22 protein-coding genes are annotated in these 20,395 nt (G+C 59.4%); 7 read left to right on the forward strand and 15 right to left on the reverse strand.

The window, feature by feature from the left end; translation table 11 throughout:
- Positions 1-683 precede the first annotated feature (683 nt).
- The 9 genes from HHJ19_RS13740 to HHJ19_RS13780 all read right to left on the reverse strand — a co-directional run bounded on the left by HHJ19_RS13740 (position 684) and on the right by HHJ19_RS13780 (position 7,978).
- On the reverse strand, positions 684-1,103 hold the full coding sequence (locus HHJ19_RS13740) for a F0F1 ATP synthase subunit epsilon (RefSeq protein WP_296908311.1): 420 nt from the start codon (positions 1,101-1,103) through the stop codon (positions 684-686).
- A gap of 130 nt (positions 1,104-1,233) precedes the next feature.
- Positions 1,234-2,637 (reverse strand): F0F1 ATP synthase subunit beta, encoded by a 1,404-nt coding sequence (gene atpD, locus HHJ19_RS13745; protein ID WP_296908312.1) that lies wholly within the window; start codon positions 2,635-2,637, stop codon positions 1,234-1,236.
- 41 nt (positions 2,638-2,678) lie between these two features.
- Positions 2,679-3,545, reverse strand: a complete 867-nt coding sequence (gene atpG, locus HHJ19_RS13750; RefSeq protein ID WP_296908314.1) for a F0F1 ATP synthase subunit gamma — start codon at positions 3,543-3,545, stop codon at positions 2,679-2,681.
- Positions 3,546-3,600: 55 nt separating this feature from the next.
- The gene (gene atpA, locus HHJ19_RS13755) at positions 3,601-5,154 is read right to left on the reverse strand and encodes a F0F1 ATP synthase subunit alpha (RefSeq protein WP_296908316.1); all 1,554 of its coding nucleotides are present in this window, start codon (positions 5,152-5,154) and stop codon (positions 3,601-3,603) included.
- A gap of 60 nt (positions 5,155-5,214) precedes the next feature.
- Positions 5,215-5,769: a F0F1 ATP synthase subunit delta gene (locus HHJ19_RS13760; RefSeq protein ID WP_296908318.1), complete on the reverse strand. Its 555-nt coding sequence runs from the start codon at positions 5,767-5,769 to the stop codon at positions 5,215-5,217.
- A gap of 13 nt (positions 5,770-5,782) precedes the next feature.
- Positions 5,783-6,253, reverse strand: coding sequence for a F0F1 ATP synthase subunit B (locus HHJ19_RS13765; protein ID WP_296908320.1), 471 nt, complete (start codon positions 6,251-6,253; stop codon positions 5,783-5,785).
- Positions 6,254-6,283: 30 nt separating this feature from the next.
- The gene (atpE, locus tag HHJ19_RS13770) at positions 6,284-6,532 is read right to left on the reverse strand and encodes a F0F1 ATP synthase subunit C (RefSeq protein ID WP_096668784.1); all 249 of its coding nucleotides are present in this window, start codon (positions 6,530-6,532) and stop codon (positions 6,284-6,286) included.
- 61 nt (positions 6,533-6,593) lie between these two features.
- Positions 6,594-7,451: a F0F1 ATP synthase subunit A gene (atpB, locus tag HHJ19_RS13775; RefSeq protein ID WP_296908322.1), complete on the reverse strand. Its 858-nt coding sequence runs from the start codon at positions 7,449-7,451 to the stop codon at positions 6,594-6,596.
- Between the two features lie 17 nt (positions 7,452-7,468).
- The gene (locus HHJ19_RS13780; protein WP_296908323.1) at positions 7,469-7,978 is read right to left on the reverse strand and encodes an ATP synthase subunit I; all 510 of its coding nucleotides are present in this window, start codon (positions 7,976-7,978) and stop codon (positions 7,469-7,471) included.
- 244 nt (positions 7,979-8,222) lie between these two features.
- Here HHJ19_RS13780 and HHJ19_RS13785 point away from each other — a divergent pair, with 244 nt between their 5' ends.
- From HHJ19_RS13785 to lipA, 5 genes are all read left to right on the forward strand, one after another.
- Positions 8,223-8,669: a CopD family protein gene (locus HHJ19_RS13785; protein ID WP_296908325.1), complete on the forward strand. Its 447-nt coding sequence runs from the start codon at positions 8,223-8,225 to the stop codon at positions 8,667-8,669.
- Between the two features lie 62 nt (positions 8,670-8,731).
- Positions 8,732-9,634: a D-amino acid aminotransferase gene (locus tag HHJ19_RS13790; RefSeq protein ID WP_296908326.1), complete on the forward strand. Its 903-nt coding sequence runs from the start codon at positions 8,732-8,734 to the stop codon at positions 9,632-9,634.
- Positions 9,631-9,942, forward strand: coding sequence for a DUF493 family protein (locus HHJ19_RS13795; protein WP_296908328.1), 312 nt, complete (start codon positions 9,631-9,633; stop codon positions 9,940-9,942). The genes HHJ19_RS13790 and HHJ19_RS13795 overlap by 4 nt, the downstream gene beginning before the upstream one ends.
- A gap of 232 nt (positions 9,943-10,174) precedes the next feature.
- A complete protein-coding gene (gene lipB, locus HHJ19_RS13800) occupies positions 10,175-10,849 on the forward strand; it encodes a lipoyl(octanoyl) transferase LipB (RefSeq protein ID WP_296908330.1) in 675 nt (224 codons plus the stop codon).
- A 23-nt stretch (positions 10,850-10,872) separates the two neighbouring features.
- Positions 10,873-11,871: a lipoyl synthase gene (gene lipA / locus HHJ19_RS13805; RefSeq protein ID WP_296908332.1), complete on the forward strand. Its 999-nt coding sequence runs from the start codon at positions 10,873-10,875 to the stop codon at positions 11,869-11,871.
- Positions 11,872-11,910: 39 nt separating this feature from the next.
- On the opposite strand, the gene HHJ19_RS13810 is transcribed toward lipA, so the two are convergent.
- Positions 11,911-12,357, reverse strand: a complete 447-nt coding sequence (locus HHJ19_RS13810) for a hypothetical protein (protein ID WP_296908333.1) — start codon at positions 12,355-12,357, stop codon at positions 11,911-11,913.
- Here HHJ19_RS13810 and HHJ19_RS13815 point away from each other — a divergent pair.
- Positions 12,356-13,195 carry a DMT family transporter gene (locus tag HHJ19_RS13815; RefSeq protein WP_296908335.1) on the forward strand — a complete coding sequence of 280 codons (840 nt, stop codon included), beginning with the start codon at positions 12,356-12,358 and terminating at the stop codon, positions 13,193-13,195. The two genes, HHJ19_RS13810 and HHJ19_RS13815, sit on opposite strands and share 2 nt — an antisense overlap.
- A gap of 127 nt (positions 13,196-13,322) precedes the next feature.
- Here HHJ19_RS13815 and ptsP read toward each other — a convergent pair whose 3' ends face one another.
- From ptsP to HHJ19_RS13840, 5 genes are all read right to left on the reverse strand, one after another.
- Positions 13,323-15,086 carry a phosphoenolpyruvate--protein phosphotransferase gene (gene ptsP / locus HHJ19_RS13820; RefSeq protein ID WP_296908337.1) on the reverse strand — a complete coding sequence of 588 codons (1,764 nt, stop codon included), beginning with the start codon at positions 15,084-15,086 and terminating at the stop codon, positions 13,323-13,325.
- A gap of 191 nt (positions 15,087-15,277) precedes the next feature.
- Positions 15,278-15,547: an HPr family phosphocarrier protein gene (locus HHJ19_RS13825; RefSeq protein WP_296908338.1), complete on the reverse strand. Its 270-nt coding sequence runs from the start codon at positions 15,545-15,547 to the stop codon at positions 15,278-15,280.
- Positions 15,516-15,959 carry a PTS fructose transporter subunit IIA gene (locus tag HHJ19_RS13830; protein WP_296908340.1) on the reverse strand — a complete coding sequence of 148 codons (444 nt, stop codon included), beginning with the start codon at positions 15,957-15,959 and terminating at the stop codon, positions 15,516-15,518. The genes HHJ19_RS13825 and HHJ19_RS13830 overlap by 32 nt, the downstream gene beginning before the upstream one ends.
- A gap of 5 nt (positions 15,960-15,964) precedes the next feature.
- A complete protein-coding gene (locus tag HHJ19_RS13835) occupies positions 15,965-17,242 on the reverse strand; it encodes an MFS transporter (RefSeq protein WP_296908342.1) in 1,278 nt (425 codons plus the stop codon).
- Positions 17,243-17,282: 40 nt separating this feature from the next.
- Positions 17,283-17,816 carry a hypothetical protein gene (locus HHJ19_RS13840; RefSeq protein ID WP_296908344.1) on the reverse strand — a complete coding sequence of 178 codons (534 nt, stop codon included), beginning with the start codon at positions 17,814-17,816 and terminating at the stop codon, positions 17,283-17,285.
- Positions 17,817-18,412: 596 nt separating this feature from the next.
- Here HHJ19_RS13840 and nosZ point away from each other — a divergent pair.
- A complete protein-coding gene (nosZ, locus tag HHJ19_RS13845) occupies positions 18,413-20,344 on the forward strand; it encodes a TAT-dependent nitrous-oxide reductase (RefSeq protein ID WP_296908346.1) in 1,932 nt (643 codons plus the stop codon).
- The last annotated feature ends 51 nt before the right edge of the window (positions 20,345-20,395 follow it).

Raw genomic sequence — 20,395 nt, forward strand, 5'->3', positions numbered from 1 at the left:
CGCCCGGCGCCCTGCGGGGACTGGTGGAAGCGTCCGTTTCGAGCCATGCGGGCGATTCGGGCGATGAGCAGACACTGCCAGTGTTTTGGCGGCTATTGCTTAGACTGCATCCCAGCTGCCGCCGCGGAATGGCGGTCTCGGGATAGCGCTGAACCTAGTCGCCAGGCACTAATAACAAAACAGCATTTTTTTACTTTTTTCTCAAGACGGGAAGATTTTTTCGCCAGACTCAACCGGGCACGCAGATGCGCCCTATGCAGCCGCATCCAGGCCCTGGCATTGACTCGCAGCAAGGTTACGCTGTGCATCAACAGCCCTGGGTTTGGTCCGAGCCGTGAGGGCCCGCACAGTCCCGACAGCAGCCGCCATCAGCACCGCAAAAGCTGCCAGCCATTCAAACCGTGGGTACTTCCGGGCCAGCGGACAGCTCACACCGATGAAGACAACATAAAACCAGGTCACGGCTGACAGGGCGCCCGAAGACAGGACCAGCGGGCGTTGACTGGGCGTGCGGTCAGGGGCCGCTACTTCCCGGTCCTCCGAAAACTTCCTATTCGGGTTTATTACAAATAAAGGATTTCGCGCCCACCATAAAAAAAACCCCTGGCTTGCGACAGGGGCTGGATGCAGATTTCCGTTTCCGGATCGCTGAAGCTGCAGGCGAGCGCCTGCATTTATTGCTCTTATTTTTTCTGGCGGTATTTGCGCAGCGCTGCAATCTGTGCAGCCATCACGGCAAGTTCGGACTGTGCCATCGCAATATCAATATCGTTTTTTGCATTTTTCAGCGCTTCTTCAGCCAGCGCCTTGGCGGCGGTCGCCTTGGCTTCATCCAGATCCTTGCCCCGAATGGCGGTATCGCTCAGGACGGTCACGCAATTGGGTTGCACTTCGAGCATGCCCCCCGCCACAAACACGAACTCTTCCGTACCGTCGGCTTTTTCAATGCGTACGGCCCCGGGCTTGATACGGGTGATGAGCGGCGTGTGGCGCGGGTAGATACCCAACTCGCCAGCTTCGCCAGGCAACGCCACAAAGCGTGCTTCGCCCGAGAAGATCATCTCTTCTGCGGAGACCACGTCGACGTGAATGGTTAATGACATGAACGTTTCCTAAAATAAAAGGTTTCGATGCAGCAGGCCATTGGGATGAACCGCCAGGCGCCGCGCGGAAATGCGCAACTGCACATTGAACACGGCAACCATCAGGGCGGCACCCCCATACGCCGCTACATCAAACTTTTTTGGCTTTTTCGAAGGCTTCGTCAATCGTGCCGACCATGTAGAAGGCCTGCTCCGGCAGATGATCGCACTCACCGGCCACAATCATCTTGAAGCCGCGAATGGTTTCAGCAAGGCTGACGTACTTGCCGGGCGAGCCGGTAAACACCTCAGCCACATGGAATGGTTGGGACAGAAAACGCTGGATTTTGCGGGCGCGGGCCACGGCCAGCTTGTCTTCAGGGGCCAACTCGTCCATGCCCAGAATCGCGATGATGTCGCGCAATTCCTTGTAACGCTGCAGCGTACCCTGCACCGCGCGAGCCGTTTCGTAGTGATCCGCACCGACAACATCGGGCGACAACTGGCGGCTGGTCGAATCGAGCGGGTCCACCGCCGGGTAGATGCCCAGCGAAGCGATGTCACGCGAAAGCACCACGGTGGAATCAAGGTGGGCAAAGGTGGTGGCTGGCGAGGGATCGGTCAGGTCATCGGCTGGCACGTAAACGGCCTGGATGGAGGTGATCGAGCCCACTTTGGTCGACGTAATGCGCTCTTGCAAGCGGCCCATTTCTTCGGCCAGCGTCGGCTGGTAGCCCACGGCGGACGGCATGCGGCCCAGCAAGGCAGACACTTCGGTGCCGGCCAGTGTGTATCGGTAAATGTTGTCCACGAAGAACAGCACGTCACGGCCTTCGTCACGGAAGGACTCGGCAATGGTCAGACCAGTTAGCGCGACACGCAGCCGATTGCCCGGCGGCTCATTCATCTGGCCATAGACCATGGCCACTTTGGATTCGCCGAGGTTCTCGAGGTTCACGACGCCGGAATCGGCCATCTCGTGATAGAAGTCATTGCCCTCACGGGTACGTTCGCCGACACCGGCAAACACGGACAGGCCGGAGTGCGCCTTGGCGATATTGTTGATGAGTTCCATCATGTTGACGGTCTTGCCGACGCCGGCGCCACCGAACAGGCCGACCTTGCCGCCCTTGGCGAAAGGACACACAAGGTCGATCACCTTGATGCCGGTTTCCAGCAGCTCCTGCGACGGACTCAGTTCGTCATAGGCCGGAGCCTTGCGGTGAATCGATGCGGTGAGTTCCTGGCTGACCGGGCCGCGCTCATCGATTGGCGCGCCCAGCACGTCCATGATGCGGCCCAGCGTAGCCTTGCCCACCGGCACCGTGATCGGCGATCCAGTGTTGTACACCATATTGCCGCGGCGCAGGCCGTCGGATGTACCCAGCGCAATGGTGCGCACGATGCCGTCACCCAGCTGCTGCTGAACTTCCAGCGTGAGCGCGGAGCCTTCCATCTTGAGCGCATCATAAATTTTCGGCATCTGGTCACGGGCAAATTCCACGTCAACCACCGCGCCAATACACTGAACAATCTTGCCTTGAACCTGAGCCATGATTGGATCCTTTTCTGTTCTTTAATCTTGGAAATCGCAGCTTAAACCGCTGCGGCACCGGCAACGATTTCCGAAAGTTCTTTCGTGATCGCCGCTTGACGCGTTTTGTTGTAAATCAGTTTGAGCTCGCCAATCACGCTGCCGGCGTTGTCGGTGGCTGACTTCATGGCGACCATGCGGGCTGACTGCTCGGAAGCCATGTTTTCGGCCACGGCCTGAAACACCAGCGCTTCAACGTAGCGAACCAGCAGGTCGTCGATGACGGTCTGTGCGTCGGGCTCGTAGATGTAATCCCAGCCATGCTGGTTCTTGTCGGCCTGCATCCGGTCGGTCGTGAGCGGCAGCAACTGCTCCACCACCGACTCCTGCTTCATCGTGTTGATAAAACGGGTGTAGCAGAGATAGACTGCCTTGACCTTGCCTTCGCTGTAGGCATCAAGCAAAACCTTGACCGGGCCAATCAGCTTGTCGAGATGCGGCTTGTCGCCCAGCTGCGTTGCGTGGGCCACCACCTTGACGCCGATGCGATTGAGGAAACCCAGGCCTTTGTTGCCAATGGCAACCGCTTGCGCATCCTCTCCGGAAGACTGCATTTCCTTAAGCCTGGCCGTCAGGAGGCGCAGCACATTGGTGTTCAAGCCACCGCACAGGCCCTTGTCAGTCGTCACCACGATAAACCCGCTGGTCTTGGCGTCGTTGGACTCCATGAACGGATGGGTGTATTCGGGGTTGGCCTCGCTGAGGTGGGCCGCAATATTACGGATCTTGTCGCTGTAAGGACGGGCCGCGCGCATCCGTTCCTGCGCCTTGCGCATTTTGGAGGCTGCGACCATTTCCATGGCCTTGGTGATCTTGCGGGTGTTTTCCACCGACTTGATCTTGCCGCGAATTTCCTTGCCTGCTGCCATATGGGTTCCTAATCGGTTCTAGAGACTTGCCAAACTTTGATGAAGTCAGGCAAGCTTAGGCAAACGACTTCTTGAACGCTGTCACGGCGGTGGTCAACTCAGCCTCGGCATCCTTGTCCATCGCCTTGCTGGATTCGAGCTTGGCCATCAGCGCGGCGTGCTTGTCCTTGAGCCAGCCATGCAGGCCGTGCTCGAAGGCCAGCACCTTCTTGACGTCCACGTCGTCCATGAAACCCTTGTTCACTGCGAACAGAGTGGCTCCCATGTTGGAAATGGACAAGGGCGAGTACTGCGCCTGCTTGAGCAGTTCGGTCACACGGGCACCGCGGTCAAGCTGCTTGCGGGTGGCCTCGTCCAGATCGGAGGCGAACTGCGCGAAGGCAGCCAGCTCACGGTACTGGGCCAGATCGGTACGGATGCCGCCAGACAGGTTCTTGATCAGCTTGGTCTGGGCAGCACCACCGACACGCGACACCGAGATACCGGCATTGATGGCAGGGCGGATACCGGCGTTGAACAGGCTGGTTTCAAGGAAAATCTGGCCATCGGTAATTGAAATCACGTTGGTTGGCACGAAGGCCGACACGTCACCAGCTTGCGTTTCAATGATCGGCAGTGCGGTCAATGACCCGGTCTTGCCTTTCACGGCACCCTTGGTGAAGTCTTCCACGTACTTCTCGTTCACGCGCGCCGCGCGTTCAAGCAGGCGACTGTGCAGATAGAACACGTCACCAGGGTAGGCTTCCCGGCCTGGCGGACGGCGCAACAGCAAGGAAACCTGGCGGTAAGCCACGGCCTGCTTGGACAGATCGTCATACACGATCAGCGCATCTTCACCGCGGTCGCGGAAGTATTCGCCCATGGTGCAGCCGGAATAGGCGCTGACATATTGCATGGCGGCCGATTCGGACGCCGAGGCCGCCACCACGATGGTGTAGTCCATGGCGCCCGCTTGCTCCAGCGAGCGCACAACGTTCTTGATCGACGACGCTTTTTGACCAATTGCGACATAGACGCAGGAAACGCCTTTGCCTTTCTGGTTGATGATGGCGTCAATCGCCACAGCGGTCTTGCCGGTCTGCCGGTCGCCAATGATCAGCTCGCGTTGGCCACGGCCGATAGGCACCATGGAGTCGATGGACTTCAGGCCGGTCTGCAAGGGCTGGTCAACCGATTTACGGGCAATTACGCCAGGCGCCACCTTTTCGATCACGTCGGTCAGCTTCGCGTTGATCGGCCCTTTGCCGTCAATCGGCTGGCCCAGGGCGTTGACCACGCGGCCAAGCAGTTCAGGGCCGATCGGGACTTCAAGAATGCGGCCCGTGCATTTGACGGTGTCGCCTTCAGCGATGTGCTCGTATTCGCCCAGAATCACTGATCCGACGGAGTCGCGCTCAAGATTCAGTGCAAGGCCGTAGGTTGGCGTGCCGTCGGCGGTAGCTGGAAATTCCAGCATTTCGCCCTGCATCACGTCGGACAGGCCATGAATGCGGACAATACCGTCTGCCACGGACACAACCGTGCCTTGGTTGCGGATATCGCTGCTTGCAGCAAGGCCTTCGATACGGCTCTTGATCAGTTCCGAAATTTCTGCGGGATTGAGTTGCATGACTCTTTCCTTCTTTCTATATTGTTGGCTGGTAACTGGGGACAGTGCCGTGGCACCAGATCACGAGATCAGCGCCACTTTCATTTGCTCTAAGCGGGCCTTTACCGAAGTGTCCAGCACCTCGTCACCCACCACGACACGCACGCCGCCAATCAGTTCCGGCTGCAGTTCAACCCTGAGGTTGAGCTTCTTGCCAAAGCGCTTTTCCAGCGTAGCGGTCAAATCAGACAATGCAGCACCGTCGAGCGCAAAAGCGCTGTATACGGTGGCATCGGATGAGCCGCCCTGTGCATTTTTAAGGACACGGAATTGCCTTGCAATTTCCGGCAGAACACTGAGGCGGCCGTTGTCTATCACGGTGCGCAGGAAGTTTTTTGCAGCCTCGGGCAGCGTTGCTTTCACAACACCCGAAATCACGTCAAACGTCTGCACCGCCGTCACACCAGGATTGCCCGCGAACTGCTGAAGCTGCGCGTTGGCGGCTATGGCTGCCAGCTCGTCGAGCCAGGCAGCAGTGCCGTCAAGGTCCAAACCGGGACCTGACGGCGCCGCTGCGCCGCTGGCCTTGAAAAGCGCTTCAGCATACGGACGCGCGATAGTGGATAGTTCGGCCATGTGGGCAGCCCTCTTAAAGTTCGGTCTTCAGGCGGCCCAGCAAGTCCGCATGCACGCCGGCATTGACTTCCTTGCGCAGAATCTGCTCGGCACCCTTGACAGCCAGAGCGGCAACCTGCTCACGCAGGGTTTCTCTGGCCTTGACGGTTTGCTGTTCAGCTTCAACCTTGGCGGCGGCAATGATTTTGCCCCCCTCTTCGGTCGCCCTGGCTTTGGCTTCTTCGATAAGAGCCTGACCACGGCGCTCGGCTTCGGCCAGACGCAATGCGGACTCATTGCGCGACTTCACCAGCTCTTCTTCCACGCGCTTGTTGGCACTGGAAAGCTGAGACTTGGCGTTATCGGCCGCAGCGAGGCCTTCAGCAATTTTTGTGGCACGTTCGTCCAGCGCTTTCGTAATAGGCGGCCACACAAATTTCATTGTGAACCACACCAGGATCGCGAAAACAATCGCCTGGACGAACAGGGTTGCATTAATACTCACGGCAACGCCTTTCTGTCAGGGTTGTGACGATTACTTCAACACAAAAGGATTGGCAAACGCGAACATCATCGCGATACCGACACCGATCAGGAAAGCGGCATCGATCAGACCTGCAAGCAGGAACATTTTGGTTTGCAATTCGTTCATCAACTCAGGTTGACGGGCAGCAGCTTCAAGGTATTTGCTACCCATGATGCCGATGCCGATGCATGCGCCGACAGCGCCCAGACCAATAATCAGGCCAGCGGCCAAAGCGACGAGACCGAGAACGTTTTCCATTTAAAGCTCCTATGGATTTAAGTTAACCAACAAACAAAAGAAAAAACCAGACCGAAAAAACTCAATGATGATCGTGTGCCTGACCCACATACACCAGCGTCAACATCATGAAAATGAAGGCCTGCAGGGTGATGATCAATATATGGAAGATGGCCCACACCGTGCCAGCCAGGATCTGGCCGATGGGCAGCAGGATGCCCGACAGCGACATCGCAGCGGCGCCGCCCATCAATGCGATCAACATGAAAACCAGCTCACCGGCATACATGTTGCCAAACAGCCGCATGCCGTGCGAAACCGTCTTTGCAGCAAATTCGATCATCTGCATCAGGAAGTTGATGGGCCACAAAACCGGATGGTTACCAAATGGCGCGGTGAACAACTCGTGCACCCAGCCGCCGACACCCTTCATCTTGATGTTGTACGCCACGCAAACCAGCAGCACGGACATCGAAAGCCCAAGAGTCGTGGAAAGATCGGCGGTAGGCACCACCCGAATGTAGGCATGATGAGGATCCAGGCCTGCGGCATCAAAAACCAGCTCCCAGATTTCGGGCAACAGGTCGACGGGCAGCAAATCCATCGCATTCATCAGGAAAATCCAGACAAAAACGCTGAGCGCCATCGGGGCGACCAGCTTGCGGCTCTGGGCGCTGCTGATAATACCGCGGGCCTGGCTGTCAACCATTTCAACAAGAATCTCGACGGCAGCCTGGAAACGGCCCGGCACGCCCGAAGTCGCAGAGCGGGCAGCCTTCCAGAGGAAAAAACTGCCAACGATCCCGAGAATGACGGCCCAGAGAATCGAGTCAAGGTTGTATACCGAAAAATCGATGACACCATTCATCGGCTTGTTCTGCCAATGGGTCAGGTGATGACCAATGTATTCGCCGGCGGTAGGTCCGTGTGCAGCTTCCATCTAATCTACTCGTCCCGTTAGGTTTGTTGCGTATTCGGGCGCCTTGGCTTGAACCAGAGCACACCCCAATACGCTTTCATCGTCACTATCAGACCCGCCAACATGGCAGGCCAGCTTAAATTTTCAACCAGCCGTGGCGCCGCGAACAACATCGCAAGCGTCAGGGCAATCTTGACCGCTTCCCACAAAAAGAACCCGACTACCGCAGCGCCCGGGTTCATGGATGACACCTTGCTGGTCAGGCCGCGCACAAACAGCGCTCCCGGTATGACCACGGCAAGCGCGCCATACAGCGACGACCACCCCGCGCTTTGTTTTCCTGTAAGCCCCCAGGCAGCAAGAGCCACCAGGACACCGACCAGCAACTGCCCCGCCAGCACCGCCCACGAAGAAACCGATGGGTTTTCTTCGCGCAGCTTTTGGGCCTCTTCACGCGTCAGGGGCTTGAAACCCTCATCTTCCGCCTCAAGCTGCTCTTCAGCAGCGCGATTGGCCGACGCGTTTGCCGAATTTGCTATTTTAGACATTACAAATTACGGGAAGTTTACAGAGCATTTACCAGCAAAGCCCTAGATTATACGTAGAAACCCCAGCGCTCCGACCCGTCTGTTTGATTTGAATGGAAATTGGCGATCGAAGCGAGGCCTAAGTGTGCGTCGTTAGTGGCCGGTGGCAGTGAAAAGTTGAAGGCTGGGGCGGACTTTAGCCTCCTGCAGTAAAGTGTGTGGGCGCCGCGACAAGTCGGCTGCTGCGCTTTATGAAAGACTCCAGATGCCTGCCTTGCTAAAATTTTTACATGTTCTTTCTGCGATTGTCTGGTTGGGGGGCGTGAGTTTCATGCTTTTCGCCTTGCGCCCTGCCGCAGCCGAATTGCTGACGCCTCCATTGCGGCTGCCTTTTATCGCGCAAGCCCTGGGCCGGTTTTTCAAGTTGGTGTGGGGAAGTATCGCCGTCCTGCTGCTGACGGGCCTGGCCATGCTGCTCGCTGTCGGCATGAAAAAAGCTCCCTTGGGCTGGCATGCCATGTTCGGCATCGGCTTGCTGATGTTTGCGCTTTTTGGGCATCTTTATTTCGGTCCTTTCCGCCGTTTGAAAATGGCCGTGAAGGCGGCCGACTGGCCCGAAGGCGGCCGTCGCGTCGGGCAAATTGCCATGCTGGCCCAGATCACTCTGCTGCTCGGAACGCTGTCGATTGCCGCCGTCTTTTTCCTGGCCTGAAGCGCCGTTTGAGGGGGCTTTCTGATTCAATCTTTCGCCATCAACCGGATTCAAGCATCCCCATGACAACCGCACACGCCAGCGCACTGCCCGATACGCCCTGCTACCTCAACGGAGAGTTCAGCACACTCAAGGACGCAAAAATCAGCGTGCTTGATCGCGGGTTCATCTTTGGCGACGGCATTTATGAAGTCGTTCCCGCCTATGCGGGCAAGCTGTTCCGCTTTGAGCAGCACATGGCGCGGCTCAACCGCAGCCTGGCCGAATTGCGCATTGCCAATCCGATGACGCAGGATCAGTGGCGTGAAATAGCGCGAAAGTTGATAGCCGACTACGCCCATTCAACCGGGACACCAACCGAAAATGGCAATCAGATTATTTATATCCAGTTGACTCGCGGCGTCGCCATGCGCGATCACCCTATGCTGCCCGGGCTGAGCCCCACGGTGTTCATCATGGTCAACCCGATGAAGCTGCCGAGCCAGCAGCAGCGCGCGCAAGGCGTGGCCTGCGTCACGGCCAACGACTTCCGTTGGGAGAAAGCCCACATCAAGAGCACCAGCCTGCTGGGCGCGGTTTTCTCGCGTCAGATCAGCGTGGACGCCGGCGCATTGGAGACCGTGATGTTCCGCGGCGACTATCTCAGCGAAGCGGCCGCCAGCAATGTCTGGGTCGTCAAGGACGGCAAGGTCATGGGCCCGCCCAAGGACCAGCTGGTGCTGGAAGGCATTCGCTACGGCCTGATCGAGGATATCTGCCGCACGGCGGGCATCGGCTTTGAGCTGCGCCGCATCAGCCGCGCCGAAGTGCTGGCGGCCGACGAGTTGCTGCTGTCTTCCGCCACCAAGGAAGTGCTGCCCATCACCCGGCTGGATAACGAGCCGGTCGGCACAGGCAAACCCGGTCCCGTCTATGCCCGGCTTTATGCTGCCTACCAGCAGGCCAAACAGGAACAAGCCGAATGACTGATTCCAGAGACAACACCCCAAAGCCCGGGGCGCCTGCACCGGCGCGCCAAGACTCGCTGATCGAGTACCCGTCACTTTTCCCGATCAAGGTCATGGGCAACAAGGTCGATGGCCTGGTTCATGCGATTACAGTGATCGCGCGCCAGTTCGACCCGGGCTTTGACGCGTCCACCATCGAGTTGCGCGAAAGCAAGGGCGGCAACTACCTCGGCGTGACCATCACCGTTACCGCCACCAGCCGCGAGCAACTCGACGAGCTCTACCGCACACTGTCCACACATCCGATGGTCAAAGTGGTGCTGTAAGCGCCTGACCGGCGTCCCGGCCGGACCGGAACCGGCTGGCTTGCGCCACTGGATTCGCTGCCCTCAACATGAACGACTTCTTCAAGATCCATCCGCTCCCCCCACTTGACGCTTGCCAGCCCCCGGCGCCGCCCGCTGCGCCAAATTTTGAGCAGAATCAGCCCCATGTCCAAGTAATACGGTCACTAGCAGCTATTATTTTCATAGCAATACCGCCTCGCTGCAGGATCGAATGAATTGCCAAATCCACAACCTTGGGCGGGTCAGCTACCAGCCCACCTATCAGGCGATGCAGGACTTCACCGCCTCACGCGACGCATTCGCGCCCGATGAGCTATGGATTTGCGAGCACCCTGCGGTTTATACACAAGGGCTGGCGGGTAAAAGTGATCACATCCTCAACTCCGGCGAGATTGCGGTGGTGCAAACCAACCGCGGCGGCCAGGTGACATACCACGGCCCCGGCCAGGTGCTGGCCTATCCGTTGATCGACCTGAAGCGGGCCGGCTACTTCATCAAGGAATATGTCTACCGCATCGAGGAATCCGTCATCCGGACACTGGCGCATTTTGGCGTGACGGGGCACCGGGTGGCGGGCGCACCCGGCATCTACGTGCGGCTGGACGAACCGTTTTCGCACGCCGCGTTGACCGGTCCTCCTGATCCAGCTGACCCGTTTTGCGGGCTGGGTAAAATCGCCGCCCTGGGCATCAAGGTCAGCCGGCACTGCAGCTATCACGGTGTCGCGCTCAATGTGGCGATGGACCTGGAACCCTTCTCACGCATCAACCCTTGCGGTTACGCAGGACTCAAGACCACCGATCTTTCTACAATCGGTGTATCGGCCAGCTGGCAGGAAGCGGCAGACGTGCTGAGCCAAAAGCTCGTCTGCCAACTGGCTCCCTAACCTGCCCCAACCCACCACACACCATGAGCACACCCGAAGTCGTTCGCGAAATCCAGAGCCTGGAAAACTACAACCCGCTGGCCAAGCAAAAGGCGGCGGCCAAGCTGTCGCGCATTCCGGTCAAGGTCGAGCGCGGCGAAGTGCTGAAAAAGCCCGACTGGATCCGCGTCAGGGCCGGCAGCCCGAGCACGCGCTTTTACGAGATCAAGCAGATCCTGCGCGAGAACAAGCTCAACACGGTGTGCGAGGAAGCCAGCTGCCCCAACATCGGCGAATGCTTCGGCAAGGGCACGGCGACCTTCATGATCATGGGCGACAAGTGCACGCGGCGCTGCCCGTTTTGCGATGTCGGCCACGGCCGGCCCGACCCGCTGGACGTGGACGAGCCGATGAACCTGGCGCGCACGATTGCCGCGCTCAAGCTCAAGTACGTCGTCATCACCAGCGTCGACCGCGACGACCTGCGCGATGGCGGCAGCGGCCATTTTGTGGCGTGCATCCAGAAAATCCGTGAACTGTCGCCTGGCACGACGATCGAGATCCTGGTGCCCGACTTCCGCGGCCGCGACGACCGCGCGCTGGAAATTCTGAAGGCTGCGCCACCCGACGTGATGAACCACAACCTGGAAACCACGCCCCGCCTGTACAAGGAAGCGCGCCCCGGCAGCGACTACCAGTTTTCATTGAACCTGCTGAGAAAATTCAAGGCGTTGCACCCGGCTGTGCCCACCAAGAGCGGCATCATGGTCGGTCTGGGTGAAACCGACGAGGAAATTTTGCAGGTGATGCGCGACATGCGGGCGCACAACATCGAGATGCTGACGATTGGCCAATACCTGGCACCGTCAACATCGCATTTGCCGGTGCGCCGTTATGTGCATCCGGACACTTTCAGGATGTTCGAGGAAGAGGCCTACAAGATGGGCTTCAGCCATGCCGCCGTCGGTGCGATGGTGCGCTCAAGCTATCACGCTGATGAGCAGGCGCACGCGGCCGGCGTGGCCGAGAAACCCGCCGCGTGAGCGGTGCCGCTGTCCTGGCTGAAGCAACCGCAAGGCATGTCATCGCTGGCACGGCATCTGACAGACCCGTTTCCGGCGAAAACCCTGCGCGGCAGCAACGACTGCGTCGGTAACGAGAGGGATTGTTCGGACCGCCGTCGTTGCGATCACGAACCGCATCGCGGTCGCCCCGACCCTGATTAACGTCGCCAGGCGGGTCAGCACCAGCAAGAACACCGTGAACGCTTTCATGAATTCCCCCCCGAGGTAGTGGTCAGACAAGGCTGGGTAATCAGGATTGGCGGCGGGCGTTCTTGGCCACGCCGCCAATTCATTGCCGCTCCGGCACATCGCTGTGCAATGTCGGCAGCAGGCATCAACCGTGAAGCTGGTGACAAGATGCAGGCCCGAGGCGTGGCGCGCGGGGCGACTATCGCCGCGCATCCGCCTCATAAAACACGCCTTTCCCGCCGCGACGGATTCAGGAAGCTCTATGCTTGTGGCCATGTCCGCCAACCTGTATGCCCTGGGCGCCATCGCGCTCTGGGTCACCCTCGCCGCCCTGGGCGTCATGCTCAAGCACCTCCCGCCTTTTTTGCTAACCGGCGTTGCACTGCTCCTGGGCAGCCTGCTGGCCCTGCCCTTCGCCCTGAAAGACCGGCAGGCCTGGAGGATTCCCCTGAAGACCCTGGCGCTCGGCGTCTATGGTCTGTTCGGTTACCACTTTTTGCTGTTCATTGCCTTTCAACATGCGCCAGCGGTCGAGGCGAACCTGGTCAATTACCTCTGGCCGCTGTTCATGGTGGTGCTGGCGCCGCTTTTTCTGACTGGTGTCACGCTGCGCGCGCCGCATGTGGTGGCGGCTCTGCTGGGGTTTGGCGGCGCGGCGATTGCCATTCTGGGCGCCGGCCAGGGCGCGAGCGGCGGCGGCTGGTCCTGGGGTTTCGTTCCGGCTCTGGCCTCGGCATTTATCTGGGCCAGCTATTCGCTGTTGACCCAGCGCGTCAAACCCTTCCCGACCGCCGCCATCGGGCTGTTTGGCCTGCTTTCCGGCCTGCTGGCGCTGTTTTGCCACTGGACGCTGGAGTCGCCAGTGACGCTCTCGGGCCGCGACTGGCTGCTGCTGGCGGTGATGGGAATCGGCCCGCTCGGCGCTTCGTTTTTCCTCTGGGACAAGGCGCTGAAAAATGGCGATGCACGGCAAATCGGCATTTTGAGCTATCTGACACCGCTGGGTTCGACCGCTCTGTTGATGCTGGTCAGCGGGCGAACCCTTACCTGGAGCATTGGCCTGGCCGCCGTGCTGATCATTGGCGCGGCGGTGCTGGGCACGCGCAGCAGGTAGCAAAGGTTTCGCCTCGCCTCCCAAATCCATTTATTGATTAAATCTGCCTGTTGTCCATATATTTCGGCTATCTACAGCTATTAGATTAATAGCATCGATAGGCTGAAAACCGCAAGCCAGCCCTTGCTTAAAGCAGCGCGCCAGGGTCTTCACTGTGCAACACTTCTTGCGCCCACAGCTTGAGCTTGCTGGTATCAGCCCGCAAAATCTGCTGCTTGACGGCCAGAATTTGCGAGGGGTGCATGGAAAAGCTGCGCAGCCCCAAGCCCAGCAGCAGCCGCGTCATGTGCACGTCCCCGGCCATCTCGCCACATACGCTGACGCCTTTGCCTTGGGCGTTGCATTCGGTAATGGTGTCAGCGATCAGGCGCAGCACCGCCGGATGACATGGGTCGTACAGGTGCGCGACCGACTCGTCTGCCCGGTCTATGGCCAGCGTGTACTGGATCAGGTCGTTGGTGCCAATCGACAGAAAATCAAAATATTTGAGGAAAAGCGGAAGCGTCAGCGCCGCCGCCGGAATCTCGATCATGGCGCCAAGCCGCACCGGGCCATAGACCGTGCCACTGTTGTCGAGTTGCGCGCGGGCATGGTCGATCAGCGCCAGTGTCTGGCGAATCTCGCTGACGTGGGCCAGCATCGGCACCAGCAGGTTGACCTGCCCATGCGCGGCGGCCCGCAAGATGGCCCGCAGCTGGGTCAAAAACATCGGCGGGTCGGCCAGGCTCCAGCGGATCGCCCGCAAACCCAGTGCGGGATTGAGATGGCCGTCGTGCGCCCGGCCAGCGAGTTTGTCCAGCGGCTTGTCCGAACCGATATCGACGGTGCGGATGGTGACTGGCATGCCCTGCATGCCTTCGAGCGCCTTGCGGTAAGCCAGGTATTGTTCGTTCTCGTCGGGCAGCTTGCCATTGCGGCCCATGAACAGAAATTCACTGCGAAAAAGCCCCACGCCCACCGCGCCGACATTGACGGCGCCGACCGTGTCGTTCGGCATCTCGATATTGGCCAGCAGCTCGATGCGCTCCCCATCTAGCGTCAGTGCGGGCGTGTGCTTGAGCCGGTTCAAACGCTGACGCTCGAGTTCGCCCTGGCGTTGCTTGAAGCCGTATTCGGCCAGAATGATGGGCGACGGGTCGACGATCAGCAACCCCGCATCGCCGTCAATGATGACCCAGTCATCCTGCTTGATCAGCTGGCTGGCGCTGCGCGCGCCGACCACGGCCGGAATATCCAGGCTGCGCGCCACAATCGCCGTGTGCGATGTCTTGCCGCCCACGTCGGTGGCAAAACCGGCAAACAGGCTCTGCTTGAACTGCAGCATGTCGGCCGGCGAAATGTCGTGCGCAATAAGCACCAGTGGCACATCGTTGGTGTCGTCCAGCAACAAATCCTGCTGCGACTGCTTGCGGCTGCTGCCGGCCTGCTCAGCGGGCTGTACCGGTGAAGCGACCCCCTTCATGTGCCGCAGGATGCGCTCCACCACCTGCTCCAGATCGGCCTTGCGCTCGCGCAGGTACTCGTCTTCCATCTCGTCGAACTGGCGCGCGATGATTTCGTACTGGGTGGTAAGCGCCCACTCGGCGTTGTAGTGACGCTCGGTGATCCAGTGCTTGATGCCGCTGATCAATTGTTCGTCCTGCAGCAGCATCAGGTGAACGTCCAGCAGGGCGGCTATTTCGTGGGGTACGTCTTTCGGCAGGTCTTGCTGCAGACGCATGATTTCTTCCATCACGGCATTGCGCGAGACCCTGACACGCGCGATCTCTTCGACAGTCTTTGCAGCCTCGATGAAGTAATGCGCAACATCGGCGCGACTCGACGCCACCAGCACGGCCCGGCCAATGGCAATTCCCCGCGACACCGCCAGGCCATGAACGGAAAAAGTCATGCGTAGATTGCCCCCACGCTTGTCACTGCGTGTACTGCGCTGCCCCCCGAGGGGGCTGGCCTTGCTTGGGGCGGCCCGACGCGGCGGCCGCTGGCCCCCACGCTGGTCACAACGCGCACTGCGCTGTCCCCCGAGAGGCGGGCCTTGCTTGAGGCGGCCCTTCGCTGAACTTGCTTTCAGCGTTACAGGCCTCATTCACCTTCTCCAAATTTATCGGCGATGAGCGCCAACAAGGCATCCATGGCCAGCTGTTCATCAACGCCATCGGTTTCGATTTCGACCACGCTGCCGATACCTGCCGCCAGCATCATCACGCCCATGATGCTTTTGGCGTTGACGCGGCGCTCGCCCTTGCTCATCCAGACTTCACTGGCAAAGCTGCCGGCGAGTTTGGTAAGTTTGGCGGAAGCCCTGGCGTGCAGGCCCAGCTTATTGTTGATGTTCGTGCGGGTCTTGATCATGTTTTCTTTGTACCTGATTTTGCGGTGCGGTAATGGCCACCTGCATCACGCCTTGCGTCGCGCCGGCCAGGGCCCGTGCCACCAACGCGTCAAGCGGCTCGTGGCGATAGGATACGGCGCGCAGCAGCATGGGCAAATTAATGCCGGTGAGCAGCCGGCTGCTAACACCGTCGACCAGCTTTTGCGCCACATTGCAGGGTGTGGCGCCAAAAATATCCGTCAGAACCAGCGTCTGCGGCATGCCGAGCTGCGCAAGCATGATGCGCGCCTGCGCCAGCGTTTCCTCGGGCGGCATATTGGGCTGCACATCAAGCGCCGCCACCCCCACCGCCTGGTCCGGAAACACATGCGATACGCATTGGCGAAAAGCCGATGCCAGAGGCGCGTGAGCAATGATGAAAATGCCGTTCATTGGGACTAATTATCAACTTTCACACTGAGGAAGTAGCCATATGCAGCGATACAGCAACACAAAAACACAGCCATGGCCGCCTGAAAACTTCCCACTTGGCCCAGGCCCATGGCCGCGAATCCATCGATCAGCAGACCCAGACCCCACTGCGCCACGAACACGCCGGCGAAGATGACGAGGTTATAGGCCGACAGGGCGCGCCCTGCCAGCGAGGCCCGAAACGACATGCCCACGGCCGGCTGGGCCAGCCCCAGGACGCTCGAAGTCATGCAAAACAATGCCCAGCCCGGCCAGCCGGTGGTGCTGCCGGCGGCTATATTCAGGGCCAGCACCAGCAGACTCAGGGGCACGCCCCAGGCGATCAGCCGGATGGCACCCCAGCCATGGCGCGCCAGCCAGGGGTTGACCATGCCCCAGCTCCAGAAGGTCGCCAGCATGCTGGCGTTGATGCAGAAAAGACCGGTGGCCGACTGTAGTGCGGTATCGCCCGTCACCTTGACGAGCCACGGCCCGGCCCAAAGCGTCTGTACGGCCACCATGCCGCCATAGTTGAAGAAAGCCAGCGGTGCCAGCATGCGGAAATAGCGGCTGCGCCAGACTGGACCGTATCCCGCTACTTCAGCCGGCAAAACCGCTGCCTCGCCGGGAAGGCCGGCGACCGATTCAGAAAGCGGCGCTGCCTGGCTTAAAACTGGCACCACCCAGGCAATCGCCGCCATCGACAACAGAATCAGCACCGCCAGTATCCAGAACAGCGGCCGCCATCCGGTAAGAGGCATCAGCCATTGCACCGGCAGCGTGGAAGCCAGCATGCCGAGCGAGCCGGTCATCAGCATCCAGGAATTTGCGCGCAGCAGGGTCGCCACATCAAACCAGCGCCGGTAACCCGTCAGCGCCGCCATCAGGCAGGCACTGACACCAACGCCGACCAGCACCCGCGCGGCCAGCAGTGCGGCAAAACTGCCGGCCAGCGAAAACGCCAGGCAGCCCACAACGGCCAGGCTTAGAAACCAGAGGATGACGCGCTTCGGCCCGTGACGGTCCAGCCAGGTGCCCAGCGGCAACTGGACGGCGGCAAAACCCAGAAAGTAGCCCCCCGCCAGCAGGCCCAGGTCACGCGCTTGCAGCGCAAACTCCTGCGTCAGCACGGGAGCCAGCGTGGCCGTGATGGCCCGCAGCAGCGCCGAGCAGAAATAAGAAGCGGCAAAGGCGAGAAAGACAATCGTGCCGGTTTTCGAGTCCAGCCATCCGGTCTCGGGTGATGCACCCTGGACAGTGCTCATGAAACGGAGCTCCGCCCGCGCGACTGCTTCAGTGATTCACTCATTCGAATTTCAGGCTGGAAAAAAACGTCTCGGCCACTTCGGGCGCCATTTGCGGCGCATACACGACCACCTGAAACACCTGCGAGCCATGGGCAAAGTAGGCCGCCTGCCCGGTCACAGCAGTTCCATCGATACGCTGACCCTGCGCCAGCACACGGGAAACGGCTGGCGCGGCCGAAGCACCGGGAATCCTGAGCGGCAGCCACTGCCTGCTGCTTGGCACGGCTTTCATGTTGGTCAGTGTCAAGTCTTGCCACAGCGCCAATACCGGCGCAGCTTTGGCGGCATCGCCCAGGTCCGCTACCGCCACTGCAAAGGTCGCTCCACCCGCGTCGCAACCCAACATGGACAGCGCCGTAGCTTGCCCACCCAGCGGTACGACTTTTTGCGCCTTGTCGGGTTTGCAGGGTAGCAGCAGGCTAAGGCGGGTGTTCTCGGGACGCACTTCGCGCCAGTTGAAAGCCGGACTGCAGGCCGCCAACGCCAGCAAAGTGGCCAGCGCCGCAGTAAAAAAAGTCAGGAATCGGGACATCGGGCGTGCTGGAGCCTTATAAATACTTGCGGTAAATCAACAAGCCCTGCACTTTACAGGCAATCAGTCGTGGCCCTGGGTCGGGCCATCACGCGCCAATGATCGTCCGCCCATCCACCGCCAGCGTGCCGACCCCTACAAAAACTTGCGCCCCAATAAAATACATTTATAATGCATTTATTGTCAGACACGGAAAGCAAGTGACGCAGGGCCCTGTCCAGCCGCTTGCGGCCTGAGCCCGGTGAGGGGTTGAAGGCACTGTGCAAACCAATTTCTTCCCAACAAAAAGGTCAAAAAAAAGCGCCCGAGGTCGCAACTACCGTCCGCGGCTCCATTAAAAGCCCGCAGCCATTGGCAGAAACCGAAAAGAAATACTGCTATGTGCGGCATCGCACCGACGCCGGAGGGGCTCCGGATTGATGATCACAGATCATGATTTGCAGCAATGTAAATCAACCCCGACGCACTGATTTCCCCGCCGATTGCTTATGCACCGGTTGCGGTCAAACCAAGAGCGCCGCGCAATCCGTCAATCCCATGAGCAGCAACGACGCTGCCAGTGCTATTTTTCAGACAACAAATTCAGGAAAAACCCGATGAAATCATTAGACAGAAAGCAGCTTGACCAGGATCTTTTAATGGGCAAGGGACGCCGAAATTTCCTCGGCAAGAGCGCCCTGCTGGGATTGACCGGTGCCGGCGTGTCGCTCGGCCTGGCCGGTTGCAAGGACCAGAGCGCGGCCACGCCGGCCAGCACTGCCGTGGTCGCAGCACCGGCAACCGGAACCGAAGTGGCACCAGGACAGCTTGATGACTACTATCATTTCTCGAGCGGTGGACATTCAGGGGAGGCGCGAATTCTGGGACTGCCTTCGGGCCGGACCTTGCGGCGCATCCCGATCTTCAACATTGATCCGATGGTCGGCTGGGGCATTACCAATGAGTCAAAAGCCATCATGGGCACCAAGCCCGACGGCAGCCTGAAGTACACCACCGGCGACACCCACCACGTCCACGGCAGCTACAAGGATGGCACTTACGACGGCCGCTGGTTGTTCACCAATGACAAAATCCATTCCCGTCTGGCGCGAATTCGCATGGACACCATGGAATGCGACAAGATCACCGAGTTGCCCAACGTCATGGGCTTCCACGGAATTTTTCCCGACAAGCGTGATCCGGTCGATGCGGCCATCAATTACACGACGCGCGTGTTTTGCGGGCAGGAGTTCCACACGCCACTGCCCAACGATGGTCGTGACCTGGAAGATCCCAGCAAATGGGGCTGCCTGTTCACCTGCGTCGACGCCGCCACGATGGAGGTGCGCTGGCAGTGCCGCATCGACGGCAACATGGAACTGGTTGCCACATCGTATGACGGCAAACTCGCGGGCTCGACCAACTACAACACCGAGAACGCCCCGGATCTTGCCGGTATGATGAAGGCCGAACGCGATGCATGCACGTTTTTCAATATCGAGCGCATCGAAAAGATGGTCAAGGACGGCAAGTTCACCACAATAGGCGCTTCAAAAGTGCCTGTGGTTGACGGCCGGAAGGCAGCCAACGCAGACCCTAAAACCGCGGTCACCTGCTATGTTCCGCTGGGCAAGAACCCGCATGGTGTAAACGCCTCGCCGGACGGCAAATATTTTGTCACCGCCGACAAGCTCTCGCCCACCGCCTCGGTGGTCGAGCTGGCACTGGTTCTTAAATGGTTTGCCGGCGAACTGAAAGAAGAACGCGACACAGTGGTGGCCCAGCCCGAGATCGGCCTTGGCCCTTTGCACACCGCTTTTGACGGCAAAGGCAATGCCTACACCTCCCTCTTTCTCGACAGCCAGGTCGTCAAATGGAATGTTGACCTGGCGATTGCGCAATTCAAAGGTGACAAGGCTGTCAAGGTCGTACTTGACCGGATCGACGTGAACTTCCAGCCCGGCCACGGCTATTCCTCGATGGGTGAAACCAAGGAGCCCGACGGCAAATACTTCAATTCCGGCAACAAGTTTTCCAAAGACCGCTTCCTGCCGGTTGGTCCCCTGCACCCCGAGACCGAACAGCTGATCAACATCAGCGGCGCAAAGATGGTGACGGTCGCGGAGCACTCGGCTTATCCGGAACCGCATGACGGCATCATCGTGCGCCGTGACCTGGTCAAGACACGCCAGATCTACAACATGGATGATTTCCCCAATGCGGTCAAACCGGAAACCGCCGGTATCGAGCGCAAGGGCAACAAGGTTCATGTGCGGCTGATGTCGCAGGCACCGGCCTTCAGCATGCCGATCATCAAGGTCAAGAAGGGTGATGAGGTGACCATCACTCTGACGAACTACGACAAAGTCGAGGACCTGACCCATGGCTGTGCGGTGCCGACCTACAACATTTGCTTCATCGTCAATCCACAGGAAACCAAGTCGGTGACGTTCAAGGCCGACCGGGTCGGTGCTTACTGGATTTATTGCACGCACTTTTGCCATGCACTGCATCTTGAAATGCGCAGTCGCCTGCTGATTGAGGCGTAATTTCACGCTCGGGGCCATACGGGGGGTGTGCAAGGTGCGCCTTGCATGCCC

The sequence above is a fragment of the Polaromonas sp. genome (genome assembly GCF_012927415.1).
In the GTDB taxonomy this organism is placed as follows: domain Bacteria; phylum Pseudomonadota; class Gammaproteobacteria; order Burkholderiales; family Burkholderiaceae_C; genus Polaromonas.